Annotated in this window: 29 protein-coding genes and 2 pseudogenes; 9 read left to right on the top strand and 22 right to left on the bottom strand. The window is 37.7% G+C overall.

From position 1 onward, the window contains the following. Positions 1-137 precede the first annotated feature (137 nt). The 4 genes and pseudogenes from ZPR_RS19110 to ZPR_RS24090 all read left to right on the top strand — a co-directional run. The gene (locus tag ZPR_RS19110; RefSeq protein ID WP_057482991.1) at positions 138-2,045 is read left to right on the top strand and encodes a cytochrome c/FTR1 family iron permease; all 1,908 of its coding nucleotides are present in this window, start codon (positions 138-140) and stop codon (positions 2,043-2,045) included. Next, positions 2,046-2,333 (top strand): sodium/bile acid symporter family protein, encoded by a 288-nt coding sequence (locus ZPR_RS23595; RefSeq protein WP_013073428.1) that lies wholly within the window; start codon positions 2,046-2,048, stop codon positions 2,331-2,333. Positions 2,334-2,345: 12 nt separating this feature from the next. After that, positions 2,346-2,996, top strand: coding sequence for an arsenic resistance protein (locus ZPR_RS19100; protein WP_013073427.1), 651 nt, complete (start codon positions 2,346-2,348; stop codon positions 2,994-2,996). A gap of 173 nt (positions 2,997-3,169) precedes the next feature. Further along, positions 3,170-3,385, top strand: a pseudogene (locus ZPR_RS24090) (hypothetical protein); the annotation flags it as partial. Here ZPR_RS24090 and ZPR_RS19095 read toward each other — a convergent pair. From ZPR_RS19095 to ZPR_RS18995, 21 genes are all read right to left on the bottom strand, one after another. Further along, entirely contained in the window at positions 3,334-3,864 is a 531-nt protein-coding gene (locus ZPR_RS19095; RefSeq protein WP_013073426.1) for a hypothetical protein, read from the bottom strand. The pseudogene ZPR_RS24090 and the gene ZPR_RS19095 sit on opposite strands and share 52 nt — an antisense overlap. Continuing rightward, on the bottom strand, positions 3,804-4,166 hold the full coding sequence (locus tag ZPR_RS22730; protein ID WP_049771487.1) for a hypothetical protein: 363 nt from the start codon (positions 4,164-4,166) through the stop codon (positions 3,804-3,806). Before ZPR_RS22730 ends, ZPR_RS19095 begins: the two co-directional genes overlap by 61 nt. A gap of 4 nt (positions 4,167-4,170) precedes the next feature. After that, the gene (locus tag ZPR_RS19085; RefSeq protein ID WP_041579141.1) at positions 4,171-4,656 is read right to left on the bottom strand and encodes a heavy-metal-associated domain-containing protein; all 486 of its coding nucleotides are present in this window, start codon (positions 4,654-4,656) and stop codon (positions 4,171-4,173) included. A 41-nt stretch (positions 4,657-4,697) separates the two neighbouring features. Continuing rightward, positions 4,698-5,537 (bottom strand): hypothetical protein, encoded by an 840-nt coding sequence (locus ZPR_RS19080; RefSeq protein ID WP_013073424.1) that lies wholly within the window; start codon positions 5,535-5,537, stop codon positions 4,698-4,700. Positions 5,538-5,548: 11 nt separating this feature from the next. Then, positions 5,549-5,947, bottom strand: a complete 399-nt coding sequence (locus ZPR_RS19075) for a hypothetical protein (protein WP_013073423.1) — start codon at positions 5,945-5,947, stop codon at positions 5,549-5,551. A 25-nt stretch (positions 5,948-5,972) separates the two neighbouring features. Continuing rightward, positions 5,973-6,350 (bottom strand): heavy-metal-associated domain-containing protein, encoded by a 378-nt coding sequence (locus ZPR_RS19070; RefSeq protein WP_013073422.1) that lies wholly within the window; start codon positions 6,348-6,350, stop codon positions 5,973-5,975. 134 nt (positions 6,351-6,484) lie between these two features. Then, on the bottom strand, positions 6,485-6,832 hold the full coding sequence (locus tag ZPR_RS19065; protein ID WP_013073421.1) for a nuclear transport factor 2-like protein: 348 nt from the start codon (positions 6,830-6,832) through the stop codon (positions 6,485-6,487). A 506-nt stretch (positions 6,833-7,338) separates the two neighbouring features. Further along, complete coding sequence (locus ZPR_RS19055; RefSeq protein ID WP_013073418.1) at positions 7,339-8,538, bottom strand: MFS transporter; 1,200 nt, start codon at positions 8,536-8,538, stop codon at positions 7,339-7,341. 172 nt (positions 8,539-8,710) lie between these two features. Next, complete coding sequence (locus ZPR_RS23495; protein WP_156858131.1) at positions 8,711-8,923, bottom strand: hypothetical protein; 213 nt, start codon at positions 8,921-8,923, stop codon at positions 8,711-8,713. 347 nt (positions 8,924-9,270) lie between these two features. Further along, on the bottom strand, positions 9,271-9,543 hold the full coding sequence (locus tag ZPR_RS19045) for a thioredoxin family protein (RefSeq protein WP_013073416.1): 273 nt from the start codon (positions 9,541-9,543) through the stop codon (positions 9,271-9,273). Between the two features lie 158 nt (positions 9,544-9,701). Next, positions 9,702-10,076, bottom strand: coding sequence for a metal-sensitive transcriptional regulator (locus ZPR_RS19040; RefSeq protein WP_011709211.1), 375 nt, complete (start codon positions 10,074-10,076; stop codon positions 9,702-9,704). A gap of 62 nt (positions 10,077-10,138) precedes the next feature. Then, a complete protein-coding gene (locus ZPR_RS23130; protein ID WP_075325753.1) occupies positions 10,139-10,345 on the bottom strand; it encodes a GDCCVxC domain-containing (seleno)protein in 207 nt (68 codons plus the stop codon). A gap of 13 nt (positions 10,346-10,358) precedes the next feature. After that, a complete protein-coding gene (locus ZPR_RS19035) occupies positions 10,359-11,705 on the bottom strand; it encodes a dihydrolipoyl dehydrogenase family protein (RefSeq protein WP_013073414.1) in 1,347 nt (448 codons plus the stop codon). Positions 11,706-11,811: 106 nt separating this feature from the next. Then, entirely contained in the window at positions 11,812-12,423 is a 612-nt protein-coding gene (gene merB, locus ZPR_RS19030; protein ID WP_013073413.1) for an organomercurial lyase, read from the bottom strand. A gap of 19 nt (positions 12,424-12,442) precedes the next feature. Beyond that, the gene (locus ZPR_RS19025) at positions 12,443-13,060 is read right to left on the bottom strand and encodes a DUF2652 domain-containing protein (RefSeq protein WP_075325754.1); all 618 of its coding nucleotides are present in this window, start codon (positions 13,058-13,060) and stop codon (positions 12,443-12,445) included. Then, positions 13,050-14,693: a mercury(II) reductase gene (merA, locus tag ZPR_RS19020; protein WP_013073411.1), complete on the bottom strand. Its 1,644-nt coding sequence runs from the start codon at positions 14,691-14,693 to the stop codon at positions 13,050-13,052. Before merA ends, ZPR_RS19025 begins: the two co-directional genes overlap by 11 nt. Positions 14,694-14,743: 50 nt before the next feature. Beyond that, a complete protein-coding gene (locus tag ZPR_RS19015; RefSeq protein ID WP_013073410.1) occupies positions 14,744-15,466 on the bottom strand; it encodes a hypothetical protein in 723 nt (240 codons plus the stop codon). Positions 15,467-15,687: 221 nt separating this feature from the next. Beyond that, the gene (locus tag ZPR_RS19010; RefSeq protein WP_229792233.1) at positions 15,688-16,050 is read right to left on the bottom strand and encodes a heavy-metal-associated domain-containing protein; all 363 of its coding nucleotides are present in this window, start codon (positions 16,048-16,050) and stop codon (positions 15,688-15,690) included. Between the two features lie 16 nt (positions 16,051-16,066). Then, positions 16,067-16,690: a mercuric transport protein MerTP gene (gene merTP, locus ZPR_RS19005; RefSeq protein ID WP_037314311.1), complete on the bottom strand. Its 624-nt coding sequence runs from the start codon at positions 16,688-16,690 to the stop codon at positions 16,067-16,069. Between the two features lie 42 nt (positions 16,691-16,732). Next, on the bottom strand, positions 16,733-17,104 hold the full coding sequence (locus ZPR_RS19000; protein WP_037314308.1) for an ArsR/SmtB family transcription factor: 372 nt from the start codon (positions 17,102-17,104) through the stop codon (positions 16,733-16,735). Between the two features lie 162 nt (positions 17,105-17,266). Continuing rightward, entirely contained in the window at positions 17,267-17,782 is a 516-nt protein-coding gene (locus ZPR_RS18995; RefSeq protein ID WP_013073404.1) for a DUF1440 domain-containing protein, read from the bottom strand. Between the two features lie 194 nt (positions 17,783-17,976). On the opposite strand from ZPR_RS18995, the pseudogene ZPR_RS24115 reads away from it, so the two are divergent. Beyond that, positions 17,977-18,114 (top strand): annotated as a pseudogene (locus ZPR_RS24115) (IS110 family transposase); the annotation flags it as partial. A gap of 67 nt (positions 18,115-18,181) precedes the next feature. On the opposite strand, the gene ZPR_RS18990 reads toward ZPR_RS24115, so the two are convergent. Beyond that, on the bottom strand, positions 18,182-18,412 hold the full coding sequence (locus ZPR_RS18990) for a hypothetical protein (RefSeq protein WP_013073403.1): 231 nt from the start codon (positions 18,410-18,412) through the stop codon (positions 18,182-18,184). A 53-nt stretch (positions 18,413-18,465) separates the two neighbouring features. Between ZPR_RS18990 and ZPR_RS18985 the strand changes: the two genes are divergently transcribed. From ZPR_RS18985 to ZPR_RS18970, 4 genes are all read left to right on the top strand, one after another. Then, a complete protein-coding gene (locus ZPR_RS18985) occupies positions 18,466-18,732 on the top strand; it encodes a hypothetical protein (RefSeq protein ID WP_013073402.1) in 267 nt (88 codons plus the stop codon). 37 nt (positions 18,733-18,769) lie between these two features. Further along, a complete protein-coding gene (locus ZPR_RS18980; protein WP_013073401.1) occupies positions 18,770-19,120 on the top strand; it encodes a single-stranded DNA-binding protein in 351 nt (116 codons plus the stop codon). 75 nt (positions 19,121-19,195) lie between these two features. Next, the gene (locus tag ZPR_RS18975; protein WP_013073400.1) at positions 19,196-19,645 is read left to right on the top strand and encodes a JAB domain-containing protein; all 450 of its coding nucleotides are present in this window, start codon (positions 19,196-19,198) and stop codon (positions 19,643-19,645) included. 812 nt (positions 19,646-20,457) lie between these two features. Beyond that, a complete protein-coding gene (locus ZPR_RS18970) occupies positions 20,458-20,859 on the top strand; it encodes a BfmA/BtgA family mobilization protein (protein ID WP_013073397.1) in 402 nt (133 codons plus the stop codon). Positions 20,860-20,867: the final 8 nt, after the last annotated feature.

Below are 20,867 nucleotides of genomic sequence, written 5' to 3'. Positions count from 1 at the left end.
TTGTACCACCGGATTAAGGCACCGAAAGGAATCCCATTATCCTTTTGGAGCTAAACGAAAAAAAAAATCTGTATTAGTGATTATAAATTTTTTTATAAAATCACAGAACTGTATATTTGCCCTTATTTAGATTTAGTATGAATAAATATAGGGTATTCTTCTTCTTTGTCATTTTCATTTCAATAAATACGTTTTCGCAAAATACGGCTAATGACACAGATTTGCGCACTTTGGTGACTCTCCTGGATTACATTTCCAAGGATTATCCAGTAGCGGTGGAGAATGGCGAAATAATCAATGAGTTTGAATTCGCCGAAATGAGCGAGTTTGCAAAAAAATCCATTGCACTTCAGCAGGATCTATTGCCGACAATTAATAATACCAGGTTTGAAAAGCTTGATGAACCCCTGCGGGAATTGCAACAAGCTGTTGCGGACAAAAAAAATCCAGAAGCGATTTCTACAATTGCTTTAAATATCAAAAACAAAATTCTCGATCTTGGAATTTTAAAAATTACACCTAATCGTTATCCCTCGTTAAAGAATGGAGCCACCCTGTACCAGAATAATTGCGTATCCTGCCACGGAGGCAAAGGATATGGGAACGGAGCTTTAGCCGGAAATTTAAATCCTGCACCGACCAATTTCCACGAAGCCCAGTTGTCCCCACTTCAGGCTTACAATGTCATCAAATTGGGGATTGAGGGCACGGGGATGGCTTCTTACAACCGTCTTACAGAAGAAGAGCTTTGGGACTTATCTTTTTACGTGCTGTCACTAAAGCACAATGAAGAAATTTCAAGAGCTCCATTGCCTTCCAATTTGCATCTTGACAGCATCAGCAAATGGAACGATGAAGAATTGCAACATTTTTTGAATAAATCTTTCAGCAATATAACAGTTGGCCAGGTGCGGAATTATGAACCTGAAAGGCCTGAACCTCTAAATGTTGCTATGACCAACCTTGATCTTTCATATCAGGAATTTCAAAAAGGCAATAATAAAATTGCCGAAAAATATGCCTTGACATCCTACCTTGAAGGCGTTGAGCTGGTGGAGAATATATTGGGTGCATCTGCGCCTTCATTAGTGAGGGGTATTGAGCGGGATATGATTGCTTACCGAAAAGCACTTCAAAACAACAACAAAATAGGTGCGGAAAATTATTATAATGCCCTTAAAGAAAAAATAACCTCTGCCAAAACTGTTTTAGCAGAAAAGGATTATTCCTTTGCATTTATATATGGTGCTGCATTATCAATCCTTATCAGGGAGGCCTTGGAAGCGTTGCTTATTATCCTCATTATTCTCCGTGTTCTAAGACCTATGAAAATCAAACGCGCAGTGATAGCCGTCCATTCCGGATGGATTTTCGCAGTACTAACTGGTGTGGTGAGTTGGTTTTTTGTAGATAAACTTATCAATTTAAGCGGTGCGTCAAGAGAATTGATGGAAGGTGTTGGAGCTATTCTGGCTGTACTGGTATTGCTCTTTGCAGGTATTTGGCTTCATTCCCATTCTGAGATATCGAAGTGGAAACACTTCATAAAAAATAAAATAAACCGCATTTCTGAAACCGGAAATATGATAGGTTTGTTGATTTTCTCGTTCATCGTGGTGTTTAGGGAAGCTTTTGAAGTGGTTCTGTTTCTTTCATCACTGAAACTGAGCAATCCCGATGTCGCAAATTCTGCTATTAACTGGGCCTTATTGACTTCCGTTATTATAATAGCCATTATAACAATCGTGTTTCTGAAATTTACTAAAGAACTACCTGTAGGAAAATTCTTCAAATTGGCTTCCTATATGGTAGCAGCCCTGGCAATTGTTTTAACAGGCAAAGGAATTATGGCCTTTCAGGAAGCAGGTTACATCCCCATTTCACCCATAGATTTTGCTCCCCGTATAGAACTATTGGGGATTTACCCGAATTTACAGTCTATCCTGGCGCAGCTCCTCGTACTTGGTATTATAGTTTTTTTCCAATGGAGGAATCTGAATCAAAAAGCAGACAAGTCCTCACAAGAATTGGTTACAGAAGAGTAAATGGAAAAAATCAATAAATACCAAACAGGTGTCATTTTATTGGCAGTTGTACTGGGATTATTATTGGGGAATTTGGCTATTTTGGAGAGATATGCATCGAGCTTTATTGTACTCTTGCTTATGGTAATGCTTTACGGCTTATTCTTAAGTATAAACATCGGCGAGCTTAAAAGTGCTTTCTTCAATCTCAAATTTTCAGTTAGCAGCCTTGTTATTAATTTTATCTGGACTCCCCTGTTTGCTTATTTGCTGGGATACTTGTTTCTGGATAACGAGCTGGCCATCTAGATAGGGTTTGTGATGCTTATGGTAACTCCCTGTACAGATTGGTACCTGGTGTTTACCGGTGTTGCAAAAGGAAATGTGCCGCTATCTACTTCTATTCTTCCAATCAACCTGATATTGCAGATTCTTTTACTTCCAATATTTTTGTTACTATTCTTTGGAAGATCAGGAAATGTTGAATTCAGGTCACTGGTTGAAAGTATTCTTCTGGTGCTCCTGATTCCTTTTTTATTAGTATTAGTTACCAAAAAAATAGTTAGCCGAAGCAATACTTCAGGGACGTCTTTTACCGGCTTTTTTGTAAAATCCCAGGTGTTGTTTTTATCATTGGCAGTAGTCGCAATGTTTGCTTCAGAAGGAAGAAATCTACTGGAAAATCCTGATGTTATTTACAAATTGCTATTTCCCGTGATTATATTTTTTATCATTACTTTTTTACTGGCACAGCTGGTCAGCAGGTTTTTTAAATTCAGTTATCAAAACAGGGTAAGCCTCACATTGACAACAATGGCAAGAAATTCACCTATTTCATTGGCCATTGCAGTTTCCGCATTTGCTTATGAACCATTGGTTGCATTGTCATTAGTTATAGGTCCTTTAATTGAATTGCCAATTTTGGCTTTAACCTCGCAACTGTTGTTGAAAATAAGAAAGAAAGTAATTTAGCGGGATTTGGATTATACCCATTTAAGGATAACCATATTCTATACACATGAAGTATTACAAACCATTCGAGATTCAATGAACAATATGTGCGAAAGATTATCGTAAGGCAGCTATTCTGTTGCTACTGGTAGAGTTATGTACATGCCGGTCCTCCATCGGCAGGTCACTTTACTAAGCTGGTGCACAATGGGATTGAATTTGGTATGCTACAGGCTATCGACGAAGATACAGATTTGCTTTCACAGTTCCGCGAAAAGCTTGATATACAAGGTATACTGGATACCTGGAATCATGTCCCGGTGATCAGATCGTGGTTAATCGAACTTTTAGGAAGGTTTTACAGGGGAACGGGAAGGTTGTGCGTCAATACAAGGCTTATGGTAGTTTGAAAAGCACTGGCACCCAGGGCAGGCATTTGACTGGAATTTCCCGTAGGAAAAGTTTCGGTTAATTTAATTAAACTTCTTAAGGCCTCTCCTTTATCATCCTTTTGAAAGAGTTGATATTTTGTAAATACTTTTAAATCTCCAAATCCCGACTGGGAATCCAAGCCATCGGGCGAAATTGAGACATAGGGTATTACCGCATCTACCTGCCATTTACTGGTAATGTTATAAGGAACAATAAGTACCTGCGCGTAAGCCTTGGCATTTTCCTTAGAAGTTATATTGCCAAAAGTACGCACTCCACGTCCCTGCACACCTAATATGATAGGTGTATCCGTAAAAATAGGCGGGCCCTGAGCATTCATATTAAAACCCAATATGAATATTAAGCAGGTAATAATAATATTCTTCCCGGAAATCTTCACCATTCCAGAAAGTAGTTTATTATCATCATAAAAAAGACCAAAAAAGTGGTTAGCCATAATATCGATTTGTTTTTTGTTGAATTTTCAGGATTTTGACTACATCCACATTCGTTTTCATCTTTGTTATTTTCTAAAGTCGAGAATTTGGTATCCTTATACACCCTATAATGAGCGACACCTAAGAATAAGAAAGACATGCTATACATATACGGTCTTACTGGATGTAACCATTCAAAACCAGAGGAAATACCGGTGACTCCCGCTACTCCAGTTAATATAGCAGGGGTCCAGCAACATAAAAATGGAACCCCTGCACTAAGAAAACTTGCGCCCAATAAGCTGTATTTTTTAATCTTCATTTAATTAAAGGATTTCAGTAAGCTCAATTTCCCACTTAGTGGTTAGCTCCCCGTCTTCTTCATCCTGAACTATCCCTTTAACTGTAAGGACTCCGGGTTTTAACCTGGAACGTAAGTTGGTAGAAGTTGCTTCAGCTATCTTAAAAGTTTCTTTCCCGGTTTGTATTGCATAAGTGCCATCCTGCTCAACGAAGTTGCCCTTTATAACTATTTCGGCATTCTTAGCTGAAAAACCATTCACTTTCACTTCTTCCTGAATTTGTTTCAAGCTTAAATTATTGTTTGCAGTCAGATCTAAATAAGCTTTGCCTTCATTCAGACTTACTTGTACCTTTTCTATACCATCCATTTTTTTGAGTCCGCGTTCAAGGCCATAGGCACAAGGTGCGCAATCCATTCCAAAAACTTCCTGATCTACTTTGGTGATTTGGGCGTTGGAACTTATGATTCCAAACACTGTCACTACGATAATTAATGCTATTCTTTTCATTTTACTCTTTTTTTATGTTTAAAATTCTTCTTTAATATCTGTTATAACCAATAACTTATGTTCAGTGAGACCCTATATTTTTCACGGGGCGTATTCGGAATAAGATCCTGGTATACCGGGAACAATGCCCCGAAGGAAATTCCCCAGGGACCGGTAAGTCCTAAAATTGAAGGACCAACCAATACTTTTTTACTCCGTTCATCTGTAGAAAAAAATTGTCCGTTAACTTTATTATCTCCGGGAAATTCGGCCAGTGATTCTACAAATATCCGCCAGTCGGGTTTAGGATAATCCCCCATAAAAACATCGGGACGATAACCTATCACCATGCTTGCATAGGGTAAATCGCCTAATTGCTCGTTGTCCTTTTCAAAATAATATTGGTAACCGCCACCTAACCAGGCGTACCAGGTACGTGAGGCATATCCCGTAGAAATGGCCCCATGGATAGAGTTCCCTACATTCACCTGTCCGCGAACATCCTCAGTAGGGGCAGATACACCTAAAATTGCTGTGGATTCAAACCTCTTTCCTACCCCAAAAGCATTTGAAAAAAAACGATACCACAAAGCAGCCTCGATATCTCCATTGGAAGGCATCATGCTATTTCCACGGGTTCGTGGAGCATTTTCCAGACGCTCAATCACAGTAGGAGTGGTAAGGGTAACCTGTAAATCTTCCGTAATGCCATAGAAAAATGTATACCGAAGCATATAAGAGGCCTCGTCTTCGGTCGCTATACTCATTCCGGAAGCGTTCATGTTTATACCGCCTTTTGCCAGGGTGGGGGTTTGTAATCCATAAATTGGGCCATGCCCCTGGGCTTCTACTTTATACAGTGTCGATAACCCTATGAATAGGATCAAAAAATAATTTTTCATGTTTTGTAAATTTAAACTTCTAAAAATCTTTGAATGGGCAATAGTAAATAAGCAGCAAACAATCCAAGGACATAAAGGCCAAAGGAAAACCAAAGAATGGCTTTGCTCCATCTTGTTGCTGTATCACATGCGGTCTCATTTCCGTTTTCATCGATCTCGCAGGTTTGGTTTCTTTTTCTTCCGTAGAACAACCAGAAATTAAAGCCTATCATAATCCCGGCAATCAGGAAGGTCCAGTCTTTATATTTGCTCATGGTAATGAGCCAGGGCAGGTCAGAAGCCAATCCCGCAACCACAGCTCCCATTCCCAGGGCAACCAGTAGCGAAGGCAGGGCGCAACACAGTAAGGTGGAAACCGAGGTAAAAAGGGATCCTATACTTACGAAGTCTTCTTTTATTTTAGCAAACATCTTTATTGTTTTTATACAGGTATCTCTATCCGTTTACAGAAGCCCCCTTTTCGGTTACAACTTCCACTTCAAACCCACGGTCTTTGATAAGGGAGAGTATCTTTTCTTCTGAAATCTGCTTTGGATCATATTCAATTATCGAGGAGCTTTTATCAAAGCTTGTCTCACTTTTTATAATGCCTTTTTGTTCCTTCAGCATCGTATCGATACCATTAGCACAACCGGACTGGCAATGCATGCCTTTAATTTTTAAGTGTAAGATTTTTTCCGTCATCTCCTTTTGGATTTTAAATTCAATTTGATTTTCATTTTTCTGATCCATAGCGCTAGCGGTATTTCCAGAAAACGCAAGGGTCGTTCCGGTTAACAATACCGCGAATAATTCTTTATGTAAACCTATCATCTTATAATTGATTTTTAAAAATTAACTATGTCAAAATTAGGGGCAGCAGGGGGGTGGTAACCAAATTAGATTTTATTTTTTTCTTTAAAAAAATCCTACTGCTTAATCTTCTAAAAATCTGAAATATTCTTTTTTCATTTTTTCTTTCGGATAGTATAATGAATGGTCTGGGCAATTATCAGCCCCTCGCGCACTATGTAGGAATCTGCTCCGTCATCTATTTGTGAACTGTCTGAATATGCAGTCCATTCCAGAAAAGCTATTTCATCTTCAAAAAGAAAATTGATATAGTTAAACTCCGCTTCGGGGAAATCCTTTATCAGCATTTTATTTAATTCCCTTAGTCCTTCATGTCCTTTATCAATACCATGCGTAGTAAGAAGGATCAAATTTTTGGAAAAGTTTCTATGCAGGTCCTCTTCTATAGATCCCTTTTTAGAAAGTTCCAGATGATCTTTTAATACTTCTTCTGTAGTTCTCATAGGCTAAAAATTTTATATTTAAAATAGGCTTTAAAAAATTGTTTGCAGCACATTCTATTTTTTGGGATCATCCCTTATTGACACCATTTTTCTTGTTGAGGCCCAAATACTGGTCACTGCTGCCAGTATGATTATATTTTTCATTACATATTGACCTTTCATAGTTAATACAAATGGGAAATGGGAGAACATTTGTTCGGGAAAAATGAAGAAGGTTGAAAAAGTTCCTAACATATGCAGGAAAAATAAGCCTAAAGCCCATTTCAAAAACTTCCCCAATTACAAGGATATGCCAATAAGGCTTTGAAAAATAGCCAATATAGGCATACAACTTCCTTGTGGAAGGAAATGGCCGCTCAGGGTACAAATGGTTGAGGAAGCCAAATCTTCTGCCGGGCTCAGACCAATAAAAAATTTAACCATCCCAAACCAGATGAAAATTATGCCAATGCTCCACCTTAAAAAAGTTATGGCCTTACCAGAATCTAAATGGATGTTATAGCTTATCATTTTATTGATAATTTCATTTCTGTCTGCAAAAGTTTTGCGGCTACAATCGTAAATACTGCCTGTACAACCGCAAAAATAATTAACGCCTGATCTAATCCTAATTTCAATAATTCCCCAAACAATAAGCTCCCAAGGCCAAAGCCGGTAAACAATGCAAAAACATTCAGTCCCATGGCCTGGCCTCCCTTTGTTTTACCACCCAATTCGGTTACTATACCTGCAAATAGAGGTTGAGTGAGGTCGTATCCCAAAGAGATCAAGGTGACTGCAAGGGCCGCGACAAGAACGGGTATTTCCAGGGCGAGACTGGCTGTTGCTATGGCCGCTGTTGCCAAGCCTGTTAAAATAATAGGATATCGCCCCCTGCGATCGGCTGCGCGCCCTATAAGGGAACCAAAGAAAAATCCTGGCAGGCCATAACCCAGAATGGCCAAACCAATTTCTATTGGCCCCAGATCATACTTTTGTACAAAATAGACCCCTAACCAGGTATAAATACCTGAATGGAAGATCCCATTCCAGAATACAAATAAATAGGTCCTTAACCCGCGTGGGAAAGCAAGTAGCCTGTAAAACCCACCTACCATTTTTTTGAATGAAGTACGATTGGATTTATGAGGTTCCTGTTTCCAGCCCATTCGGGCTACTTGTATCCACAAAGCCAAAGCGGCCAAGAGGGCAGTTGCCAAAAATAACATACGCCAGCCTGTATAAGGTTCCAACATTACCCCGGCGGTAGAACCTAAAGCCATTCCCCCTTCCATAGCGGCAAATAAAAGTCCCAGGGGTCTCCCTCTCTCTGAAGGTTTGAACATATCTCCTACAAGGGCCAGGGACATTGGCACCACACCGCTTGCCCCTAAACCCGTTAGCAATCGTAACAGGATGAGTTGTGAAGCAGATTGCACCAGGGCGGTTATCGCTGTTAATACAATAAAAGCCAGTAGGGATATTTGAAGTATGCGTTTTCTTCCAAATTTATCGGATATGAAACCATAAAACAGGACTGAAACTCCGTAAGCCAGCATATAAGCTGGTACTATAAGACCAATCCGCTGTTCTGATACATTAAAAATAGTTGCCAGTTTAGGAATAAGTGGCGCTATCATATACGCCTGAAAAAATATTAAGCCCGCTGCCATGGCCAGGGGAGCAAAAATGGTTTTTAAGGGTTTATTTGAATTGGGATTTTCCATTACTCTGTATTATTTTTACTGGGAATTTTAAAGCTGTTATATTTATTTGGCTTCTTGAATAAACTGCCATCTCACAGTTATAAAGATGTCAAACATAAAATCTAACCTGGGGTGGTATCCTAATGTTAGCTTTCTTTATTAAAAAAAAGGAGCAACTTTTTAGCCGCTCCTTTTAAAATTTTTTTACATTTTTTTTAAGCTGCCATTTCTTTACAGCTTTCGGCACAGGTTCGACATTTTTCTGCGCATTGCTGGCAAACTTCACTGTCAAACTTTGCACATTCATCAGCACAGGCTTTACATAAGTCGGCACAAATGGCACATAGGCGTTTTGAATAATCAGACTGGCTTGCAAGTAGTTGAACACAGGCTGTGCATAAAGCAATACAATCCAGACAAAATTTGTGGCATTCTTTCATGTCTGGTTCCCCCAAATGTTGGTCAAGGCAAATTCTCGCCGCAGTAATGCAGGCGTTGCAATCATCGATACATTTTTGCATTTCTGAACTTAATGGTTTCATAATTTAAATGGTTTTAGTTACTTCCTGATTTGCTCGGAAATCAGAAATAAAAGATTAAGAGCCGAACCTCTTTTCAAATATCGACTCATAGCCCGGGGGGTAGGCAAGCCGATTAATAAAGATTTAACATTTTAATTTGATTAAAAAAAAAGGCAGCCAAAAATGGCTGCCATAAAAAGTTTCAGATTTTAATTTCAGTACGATGGTTTTGCTAACTGGCTTTTCCTATTCCTGCTTCGATAAGTTTTTCTTTGCTTATACCATTGTTTGTACAGCACTCAAGCAATTTTCCATCAACCGCCACCGCGGGAATTCTCTTTACACCGTACTCCTGCACTTTGTCTATACAGGTCTTATCCTCACATTGTTCCACCAGGTTATAGGTGGTAATCTCGCAACTATCGCAGGACAACTCTTTCACCATTTTTACAACCGGATCACAAACCGGACAATTTGCCGTAAATATTTCTATTTGTCTTTTCATTTTTTTTTGAATTTAAATTAACAATCAGTTTTATCCTTCTTATTAAAGAACAATCCAAAGATAAGAGCGGAACCGGGGTGGTCTCCAAATAAAAAAACCTGCTTTTTTACGACAGATTTTTATTAGTATTAAAATTAAATGGAAAATTTTTGAATGTTTTACTCTGATCTATTTTCGGAAATGTAAGATTCCAGCCTTCGTTTAAGTTCATCAATCTCCTTCATTTTATCGGTAAGGCTGTTAAGCTCAAGGTCGGGAAATTGTTTGCGAATAAATTCAATTCGCTCTTCATTACCGCAATTACCGGGACAGGCTTCCACAGTTTCTGAAATTGTGATCGCCAGCGCTTTGCGGTACACTTCATCTAAAAGAAGAAAATGCGCCTTATCAAGTCCTTTTTGCGCCGCTTTGAACTGGATCAGAATCTTTTCTGGATCTTTATTTTCATCCAGCATTTTTATAAGTCCGTTAAGCTGGCCGCTGATGCTCTGCAAGCGAGTTTTTATATCTTTACTTAGATCTCTAGGAATCATACTTTTAATTTTCAGCAAGATACATCTGGAGTGGGGGAGGTCACCAAAAGTATTTTAAATTTTTAGCAGCAATTTGTTCCTTCCTGAATGGGTGGACAGGCAACATTACCATAAGAACAATAAACACAGCAATCACCTTCTTTTGGTTTTAATAAATGCTTGCAATTATCACATTGGTAAAAAAACTGACAGGCTGTTGTGGGCATTTCCTCTTCTTTTGTGTGTCCGCAACCAGGACATGTAATGGTAGAAACTAGTTCTATTTCCATAATCTATTTATTTTTAAAGCATATGAGGGATATCTGATGACAAAGTTGGATACGTAAAGATCATCGTCCTTAACTCATTGATTTTCATTTTGGTCTTTATCGCCATGGCAAATAAATTGATGGTTTCCTCCGTGTTAGGTCCTATTAAATGTGCGCCAAGAATAGTCTGATTCTCTTTATCAATGATAGTTTTGTAGGCATATTCCTTAACATTCAGTCTTTTTGCATTGAACCAGCTTTCCGCATGGTTATAATTGACCTGATATTCTATCTGTTTTGATTTGGCTTCTGCTTCGGTTAATCCTACTGATGCCAGGGTAGGCAAAGTAAAAACTACGGAAGGCATTGGTGGATAATTAACTTTTTTCTTGTTCCCTTTGATGATATTTGATGCCACAACATGCCCTTCCATTACTGCAACAGGGGTAAGGGGTAATCCTCTTGAATCTGCCGAATCTCCCGCTGCATAAATATTGGCGTTAGAGGTACTTTGAAGGTATTCATTTACCGCAATTCCTTTTTTTGAAAAAGATATCCCTGCTTTTTCCAAATCTAAATCAAATATGGCGGGAGGACGACCGGCCGAGTTAAAGACAGAGTCAGTCTTATAAGTGGCCTCTTTTCCATTTGATTTTCCTGTAACTACATAATGATCTTCTTTCTTTTCAATTTTAGAGACTTCAGTTTCCAAAACAAGTTTAATTCCCAGGTTTCGGGTTGCATTCACAAGATGTTGTACAATGTCATGATCAAAGTTTTCTAATGGGTGATCACCACGATGCAATATGGTAACATCGGCACCAGCCCGTGCAGCGATATGAGCAAATTCAAAGGCAATGTAGCCACCTCCAATAAATAAAAGCGATTCAGGTAGTTTTTTCAGGTTAAGGAAATCTGTACTTGAAAGAGCCAAATTTCCACCCTCAAAATCCAGTACCCGGGGTTTTGCTCCGGTTGCGATCACAAATTTATCGGCTTCAATAACTTCATCACCTAACTCTAAGGTGTTATCAGATAAAAATTTAGCTGAAGTATGATAGGTGTCTATGTCTTTATTCTTATATCCTTTTTCAATTTTAGGAGGCATGGCATCCACAAAAGATTGTTTAAATGCCATAATATCTTCCCAATTGACTTTAGGCACTGTATCTATTCCATTTCCTTTAAGCCTTTCTGCAAAATCACGTACTTCCGTTGCGCCTATAATCACCTTTTTGGGATCACAGCCTCTTAGGGCACAGGTTCCACCATAGGGAAGTTCATCGGTAATGCCTACCTTAAGGCCTTTGGAGGCACATTTATTGGCAGCGGTCATACCTGACATACCAGAACCTATTACAAATACATCGTACTTTTTCATAATTTAAATTTTAGATTGGTTAGTTTTTAATTTATATAAATCTCGTTTTCTTTCCTAAAAACCAAAGAAGGTTTAGAATAACTTTATGATATACATACAAATAGAATTAACAACATTTAAACCCGCTAGAATTGGAAAAAAAATCTTCTACTTTTGAAATTTTTCCTAATGGATTTTTTTCTAACCATTTGTTTGCGGCATCCTCTGAACCAAAAAAGAAGGAGTGCCGGCAGAAACTTGATTTGATATCACAACTATCGGCCTTTTCGACCCATGAAATAAAGAGGGGAACAGGCCTGGTCCATTCTAGAAGATTATCTGAAATAGACAATTTTACAGGAATGTCGGTTATAGGATCTATTGATATTATTTCCCATCTATGCATTAGATACCGGGGTAATAAAATACTATCCATTGCACACCAGGCATACAAAGTTTTATTGTCAAAGTTTAGTTGATGTACAGTTTTATTTAAAGAAAGTCCTAAATAACCCACAATTTCACCTTCTTTATTGACCTCTCCGTATTGCTGTATTATTTGATGTGCTTTATCTATAGGGACATCCATCACTTCAGAAAAGCGACCTCGAGGCAGGGGTCTTCCCTTAAGTAATTCCCAATACACTTTATCACTATTGGGAAGGTTCATTTCCTTGAGCATCTTTTCAAAACCATTCACAAATTGATGACCGTCAAATATTATTTCCTGTTTCTTCATATGCTTTTAATAATTACAATTAATAAAATTTTAGAAATCGATAATTTATAATCCCGACTTCATCAATAACCTGAGATGTTTTTTCAAATTGTAAATTTCTTATATAATTAGTTCCGTACTGGGTAAAGAAATCTTCCGTAGCAAGGATATACTCTTTGAGTGCCAAATCATTTTTCAATAATCTATGGGCTATAATTACTTCCTTACCATAGAGTTTGCAAAAATCATTGATCATAACAGATCCCAATTCTCCATAATGGAGAATGAACTTTAAACTAAGCTCTCCTAAAAGCGTACATGCCCCACACGAACAATCTGTTTCAATTATTTGCTTTAATTGATGGTGAAACGCTCGATGCATTAAAAAACATTGTTCTATAATTTCATCTACAGTATAATCTTTTTTGAAACTATAAAACAGTATGGCATCACCTTCTATTTCTGAAACCTGAAGCCCTAATTTGTTGTTTTTAAGTATTGCCTCCAGCAAGAGTGCGATAGTAATCTGACTGTATTGTAGATCTGCCTCGTTAATATATTTAGTAAAGCCAGTAATATCCGGGATTAGCAATAATCCCGGCATGATCCCTTTCTTCAATTGAATACATCGTGAAACTCCCATACTATTAGCTGGCACAACAGCTTAATTTAGAAACATCCTTTCCAAAAGTAATAGCTGCCAGTTTTATCCCTTCTCCTAAGGTTAAATAAGGATAAAAGCTTTCTGCCAAATCTTTTACGGTTATACCAAACTTTATGGCCATACTTAATTGTTGTATCAATTCACCTCCTTCGGGTGCGATTACTCTGGCGCCAATTAATTTATCGGTTTCAGTATTACGTATGAGTTTAATAAACCCTCTGGTATCCTGTGCGGCCAAAGCCCTGGGAACATGGCTAAGGTCTAATTTAGACACTTCGAAGGGAAGGCCGGCTTCTTCGGCTACTATTTCGTCCATACCTGCCCCAGCAACTTGAGGGTCCGTAAATACTACCCAAGGCAATGAAGAATAATCGATACCGGTTTTTGAAAGTGAGAACGCATTGCTTACAGCAGTACTTCCTTCAGTGGCTGCAGTATAAACAAAAGGAGGGGTCTGGGTAACATCCCCGGCAGCAAAAATATTGGATATATTGGTTTCCATCTTTTCGTTCACCAAAACATGTCCCACCGCTGAAAGGTTCATTTTGATCTTATCCAGTCCTAGTTTAGAAGTATTAGGTTTTGTTCCTGTGGCAACCACTATTTTGCCTTTTTCAATAATTTGTGTGGTAGTACCGTCGGGACAGTTACAATGAATAATAGTATCCGCTCCCTGTTTTTCAAATTTAAAGGCTCGAAAATTAGGCAGGATTTCTATTCCTTCCTTCTTCATTTGTGCTTCGAGCACATCTGTTATGTCCTTGGTCTGGCTTCTTAAAGGCCTGTCGGTGAATTCTATGATACGCACTTTTACGCCCAATCTATTGTATGCCATGGCAATTTCTAACCCGATATAGCCCGCACCCATAATGGTCAGGCTTTGCGGTTTTTCTTCTAAATCGAATAAGGATACATTGGTTAGATAGCCAACCTCATTTAATCCTTCAATATTAGGGATGTAGGTGGTAGCTCCGGTCGCAATAAGAATGTTTGTGGCTGTGTAAGTATCTTTCCCATCAACAATAATGGTACCTTTATCCACAAACTCAGCCCATCCTGTTAACATGGCCAGGTTCTTAAAATCTTTTACCACATCCATATATTTCTGTTGCTGCAGGGCCGCTACCAGGTCTTTTTTATCTTTAATAACCTGGCTAAAATCTATATCTACACCTTTAGGCCTGATCCCTTGAAAATTAGAATGGGTTGCGTGATATGCCGTTTCGGCAGCTCTTATTAAGTTTTTTGAAGGAACACAGCCTACATTAACACAAGTGCCGCCAAAATTCAAGCCCGCGTTTACCATAAGGGTTTTAAGACCTAAACTTTCAGCTTTTATGGCTGCTGAAAATGCGGCTGACCCTCCACCAACAATGATAAGGTCAAAATTATTTTTATCTGAAACCTGTTGGCCGTTACTAGCTTTATATTGGCCAGACATTTCTATGTTATCAATAATATCTTGCTGAGATGTGGTGCTGGAATCAAAGATGAATTTTCCTTCGCCTTTAGGATAAGATACATCTAATGCTATAACTCCTTCTAATTGCTTTACTTTTTTTTCGATGCCTGTAGCACAACCGGTACAGGTCATACCCTGAATGGGCAAAGTGATCTCTTTCTGCATATTTATTTTATTTTTATATTGAGGGTAATTACTACCCAATTTATTTTTGATTATGATTTATCTTTTAAAAATGGAATTAGCCATTTGGTATGGTTAATCCCCAGCCAGTGGTGTACCAACAATCCTAAAATGGTACCGTGGACAATATGGGCCGCAAGGGTGATCAAAAATAATTGAGGCCACATATATTTGATGCCAAAAAGCCCAACCATCGGTCCCATAGGAGGGCCGGTCATCATGCCTAACTCCATAATCAGCATCCAGCCTATTGCCCATAAAACCGTTTTATTATATGAGATAAAGTTTCCAAATACCAGGGTAAATATCAATCCAAAACTTGCACCGTTCATAAAATGGATCAATTGACCTATCCAGTAATACGAATTAAAGTCGGAACTACCCGTTACCATCTTCCCGAACATTTCCGGAGTATCTCCCGGTAACCAGCTGGCTATCACCCCCATCTGACGAAGCCAGTCCAGACCTATAGTAGCTATTGCCCCTGCTAAGAGGCCCACGACAATTCGTTTATATAGATCAGGGAAATTTTTCTTGCTGTAAAAAATAATCCATGTTAAGATGAGCATAGAAGGGATATATACAAATAGCATATATGGCTCACCAAATTCATGGGCTGTTTTAATGACTTTCGGTCCCATTGTGATTCCCTTGAAATATTGGGCATAGCCAAAAGAAAGCACAATTAAGTTTATAGGCACAAATCCTCCTGTAAACAAGGCTAATAAGGATAAAAAAGATTTTTTATTCAACATAGCTTATAGATTTATTTTGTTACTTCTGCAATAATATTACTAACTAACCCATCAAGTTCACCTGCAACAGCTTCAGTTCCTTTATATTGTTTTAAAATTGTAGAAGGCATAAAATAACGATTCACCACTCCATTTTAATTTTGTTTTTTTTGAATATGTAAAAAGGTAAATTGTTCCTTAATTATATAAGTAACTTCTTAAGTATATGAGTAAATAAAAAATTATGACTCGTTTTGGGTAGTCTCTATTACCTTTTCAACTTTATAGCCTTTCTTTTCTATAATCTTTTTTAAGGTCTCGATATTTGTTTTAGAGTTTTCGAATTTAATAATGGCAATATCCCCGGGATATTCAACCGAATGTTCCACAACACCTTCTACTTCTTTAAGCGCATTGTAAATAGCATTAGAACAACCCGCGCAGGTAATTCCGTCAATTTTAAACTTAACTGTGTTTGTTGTTTGCTGGTTGATACTTGCTTCCATTATTGTTTGGCTTTTTGATGTAGGGCAACATTGTTGCGCTTTAACCTGGAATGAGGTTAATGATAAAACTAGAACTGTTATTACTAATAGATTTTTCATAATATTTTGTTTGAATTTACTTATGTACCACTTTATATCCGGTAGAATTAATCGCTTTTTCAATATCTTCTTTAGAAGTTTTTGTATTATCAAATTTAACCTCGGTGTTTTTATTTTCATAAGAAGGGATTACATCTAAAATCCCATCCAATTGATTTACTGCGTGTTTTACGCTTTCTTCACAACCAGCACAAGTCATTCCCTCAACATCAAACTTTATAGTTTGAATATCTGACTGGCTCACCACTACAATATCTTTTTTATTATCAGGATAAAAGATTTCAGAATAGTAAGGAAAAGCCAACATTAACACGGAGAAAATAGTAACTATACCCAGAAAAGCTTTGGATTTAAAGAAAGAAGGCTTTTCGTCTTCATCACAGGCACAGTCTATCTCCTCCTGGGTTTTTGGTTTTAATTTTTGATACCAGGCAAAAGCCAGTACTAAGATGGTAATACCAATAAGATATGGTCTGAAGGGTTCCATCCAGGAAAAAGAGGAGGCGATGCCGGCGCTGCCTGAAATCAAGGCCAATATCGGTGTGATACAGCAAAGTGAGGCCGCCGCCGCTGTAAGCAATCCAGCTCCTAAAAGTCCGCTGGATTCATTTTTTTTAGGTGATTTAGAATTCGTTTTCATTATTTAAGCTATTTTATTTTTGTGATTTATTTATTAAACTATTTAAACGGCTATTTTAGATTGTTTTATTCCTTGAAATATATAAGAAAGGATTTTTTCCCCTCCATCGTTTAAAGAATAAAATAGGGTTTGACCTTCCCGTCGTGACGAAATGATACCGGCATCTTTGATTTTCCGGATATGCTGGGAAACTGCCGGCACGCTCATTTCCAAAATATCAGCGATATCACAAGGACAAAGTTCATTTTCCATATCTAACAGGAAAAGGATTTTTAAACGTACCTCATTTCCCGCAAGCGTTAAAATTTTACTCATTGTTTGAAAGCTGGAAGAAGATTTGTCAATAGTGTTCTTACAGCGTAATATTTGCTTATGATCAGCTTCATTTCTGGTACAGGTTATTTCTAAACTCATAAATAGTATTTTTAATTACGAAACAAATGTATCATTAATATATTATTTAAGCAAAAACTTAAATATAAAAATTAGCAAATTCTCTAGCCTCCCTTTTGGTTTAATTTGAATGTTAGATGAGACTGCTTAATTTTCCAACCGAAAAGGTCCTATACTGCTGAATTATCTCCTTTCATCAATTTTACTCACTATACCGGAAATCCCCTCATAAATCACCGCCACTGCCACACCATAAACCAAATGTGCAAGAAAACCGCGTATATGGGTAGATGTAGGATATTTTTTGTTTGGAGCACTAAAACCTAGTGCAGGGGTAATCCCTTCATCTACAATTAGAGAAAGGGAAGCACCCGTAATCAAGCCATTAGAAGTAGTCGAGAAGGAATTGGTGTATTTTAAAATAGGATATAGACCTGCCCATCCCATACCCAGACCAAAATGGAAAACCTGTCCCATCATTTTTTCCTGATCCTCATTTAATTCAAATCCCAAATTTTTAAGAGTTTTTTTTGCCGCGATTTTAAAGGGAGGACCTGGCCTTACCTCTTCTTCTTTCTCTTGATCTTTTTGAGGTCCTAACTCAAACAGCTTCATGGACACTTTCTCCATCACTTTAGTGGCTAAATACCCACTTCCCATACTGCCTGCGAATGCAAATAAAATATTAGATATTTTCATAGCTCTAATTTTTATTATTAGAACTTCAAATTATATATAATTATTTACGCAATTAGTTAAATAGGTTTTAAAGTATTGGTAAGAAAGTTTAAATTTCAATTAGTTCTCATGGATATTCTGAAGATTTCCCTACTTATTTCATGATTAAGTTTTTAGGTTTTACTGTAGGGACAACGGGATATTGTCATAATATATACAATGAGAGGAGGCTTGAAATGGGTAAGAGCAAAATGAGTACAATCAATATAATAAGAAATAAGTTGGTGGCCCGGGCATTTGCGGTGATTGCGCGAGGGACACCTTATGTGAATACAATGGGCTACTTTTCCTAATTCACCGCTCCAGTTATTCTTCATATGTACTGCAAGAAGGTTCAATCCAAGTGAACATTTTTAGCGGTTAGAAACTTATTTTCCAAATTCTGCATAGAATTCCTTCATACCTCATTTTATGCCTTAGCGTTGAAGGTAGCTTCTCTTCATCTTCAGGCCTTCGACTTCCTGGCCGTCCACATAGCACATTAACTTTTTTTGGTGGCGAAATAACAACATCCATTCCTGCGGGCGGCATAAAGCCGCTTCGCTTTTTATACGCCCTATGCAGGTCTGGATATTGTAAAATTATTTGCATCAAAAAAAGGTAATGTAAAGGCTCTATGGGAAGTAAGTCGAAAACAAAAAAAGATGAAATCAAATCCACCACAAAATATCGCAACGGCACAAAAGAATCAAAAAAAGGAAAATGCTCTGGATATAAAAAGTATGTCGATCAAAAAGGCTTTGTGGATAAAAAGCAGAACTATAGAAGAAAATTATGAAAGGAAATTTGGATTTATCATAGGATACTCTATAGGAAGTAAATCAAATAAAAATCTCATGAAATCATTTCAAAACAACATACCCGGAAGCGAAGTAAAAAAAATCAAAAACAGGAAAACGCCCCGGATATAATAAGTAAATCAATTATTAATTTTTAAATCTTTTAATTATGAGTACGCTTAGAAACAAAGTTCAGTTAATCGGAAATGTGGGACAAACCCCGGAAATCAGAAATCTTGAAAGTGGTAAAAAAGTAGCCAGCTTTTCAATTGCAACCAATGAATTCTATAAAAATTCAAAAGGAGAAAAAGTACAGGATACGCAATGGCACAATGTTGTGACATGGGGAAAACAGGCGGAGCTTATCGAGAAATATGTTGATAAAGGTAAAGAAGTGGCCATCCGTGGCAAACTAACTTCCAGGTCCTATGAAACCCAAAGCGGGGAGAAACGATATGTTACCGAAATTTTGGTGAATGAAATCCTATTCCTTGGAAACAAGGAAAACGCAGACCAGTAATTTTTAAAACTAAGAGGGCGCCTATCTCCAAAGTTGCGCCCTCTTTTAATTATTAATCTAAGAAAATCAATAATTATGAAAACCAAAGTTAGTGAAATAAAAATAGCCTATCGCAGCAGGGTAAAACTTAGTGAAGCACCAAAAATAAAATCTTCCGCTACCGCTGCCGATGTCCTTTATTCCAATTGGGATAAAGATGAAATAGAAGTGAGCGAGAGTTTTAAACTCCTTCTGCTCAACAACAATAACCGTGTAAAAGGGATTTTTGAAGTGTCCAGAGGCGGGATTACCTATACCCTTGTGGATCTGCGCCTTATTTTCGGAGTTATCCTAAAGAGCCTTAGTACAGCGGTTATCCTTTGCCATAATCACCCCTCGGGAACGCTACTACCAAGTAACCCCGACAAAGACCTTACCCGTAAAATTAAAAATGCCGCTGGGTTATTTGATATCAAAGTGTTGGATCATTTGATTTTAACGCCCGGTGGAGATTACTATAGTTTTGCCGATAATGGCATGCTTTAAAACCCGAAAGTCATGGTTTATCTGAATTTTAACGATTTGAACAAAAAACCCCAAAAACGGCTAATCAAAATTTCCCGGGAAGAAGTAACCCCAAAAATACGGGAAATCGATCCAAAGGTATGCAAGGGAACACCAATCCGATTTTAAGAAAATAATCGAGGAGGAAGGCTTAAAAAACTTATATTCCTATACCTATATTTTTAATATCTGAATAGGTTAATCATTCAAGAAGCTCCCAAGTATTTTATTCTAAAATGTATTCGGCAGTTTTTTATATAAACCAATTCCTTGAAAACAAAAAGGGAAAATTCGCTGTTACCTGAATTTCCCCTTTCTTTTTAGGTCATTGAAACCTATTCAATAAAGATAAAAAAATTCCTGAATTTGCTCACCCTGTTGAATAGGAAATATTTGTTTATTACAACCTGGTACTAAAAAAATCCTTATATTTATTTCGCTGACTTTCAGCATTCAAATTTACGCAGGCGTATCCATTTTTGACTTTCGCCGATAAACCTGCAATCAAATAATTAACAACGGAAATTTTTTCCTGAAAAATGGCAAGGGGCTTTTGACTGTCTATCAAGACAGGCAATAGGCCAAATTGTACGGAATTTTTGTCCCGCGCTGCGGGACGAAAAGGAGTAGCAAGAGGGTAACACGCTACGCGATGTTAAGTACTCCTTTTCGTTTTTAAATAACTGTAAATCAGTTATTTAATGTTTGTTTGAATTCCTGTGTTTAAGCAATTTGCGACAAATGGCCTGCCAACGCCCATTTCTAGGGAAGAATTTGCGACAAATCGGCGAATTATGGACTCATTTATTGGCATCAGGTTTAAAAAAGAAACAGCAAAACGTTTCCAGGAATTTTCAAGAACACACTTCAAATCACACACCGAAGCCCTGGAAACAATGCTGGAGTTTTTTTTCTATAATGAAATTTCCCCCCACGAAAAATTAGGGCCAACCGGCAGGACTATCGAAGCTTCTTTTAAGAAACGTATCAATGCGGTTATTGCCATTATGCGTGATATGGAAAAAACCCAAACCAAACCTACCGCGGCGATGATCGCCTCACTTTTCCAAACCGAAGCACCTCCAAAGAAACCCCTCATCCTGGAAAAGAAAATCCTCCGGGAGAAAAAAGATGGTATTCCCAAACAGGAACAAGATGGTAGGGGTGAAAAGAATTTTTCTGATAATAACCTTTAAAATTTCCT

The organism is Zunongwangia profunda SM-A87 (assembly GCF_000023465.1).
GTDB classification, from domain to species: domain Bacteria; phylum Bacteroidota; class Bacteroidia; order Flavobacteriales; family Flavobacteriaceae; genus Zunongwangia; species Zunongwangia profunda.
The sequence above is the reverse complement of the archived record's forward strand: the minus strand, read 5'-3'. Positions and strand labels throughout refer to the sequence as shown.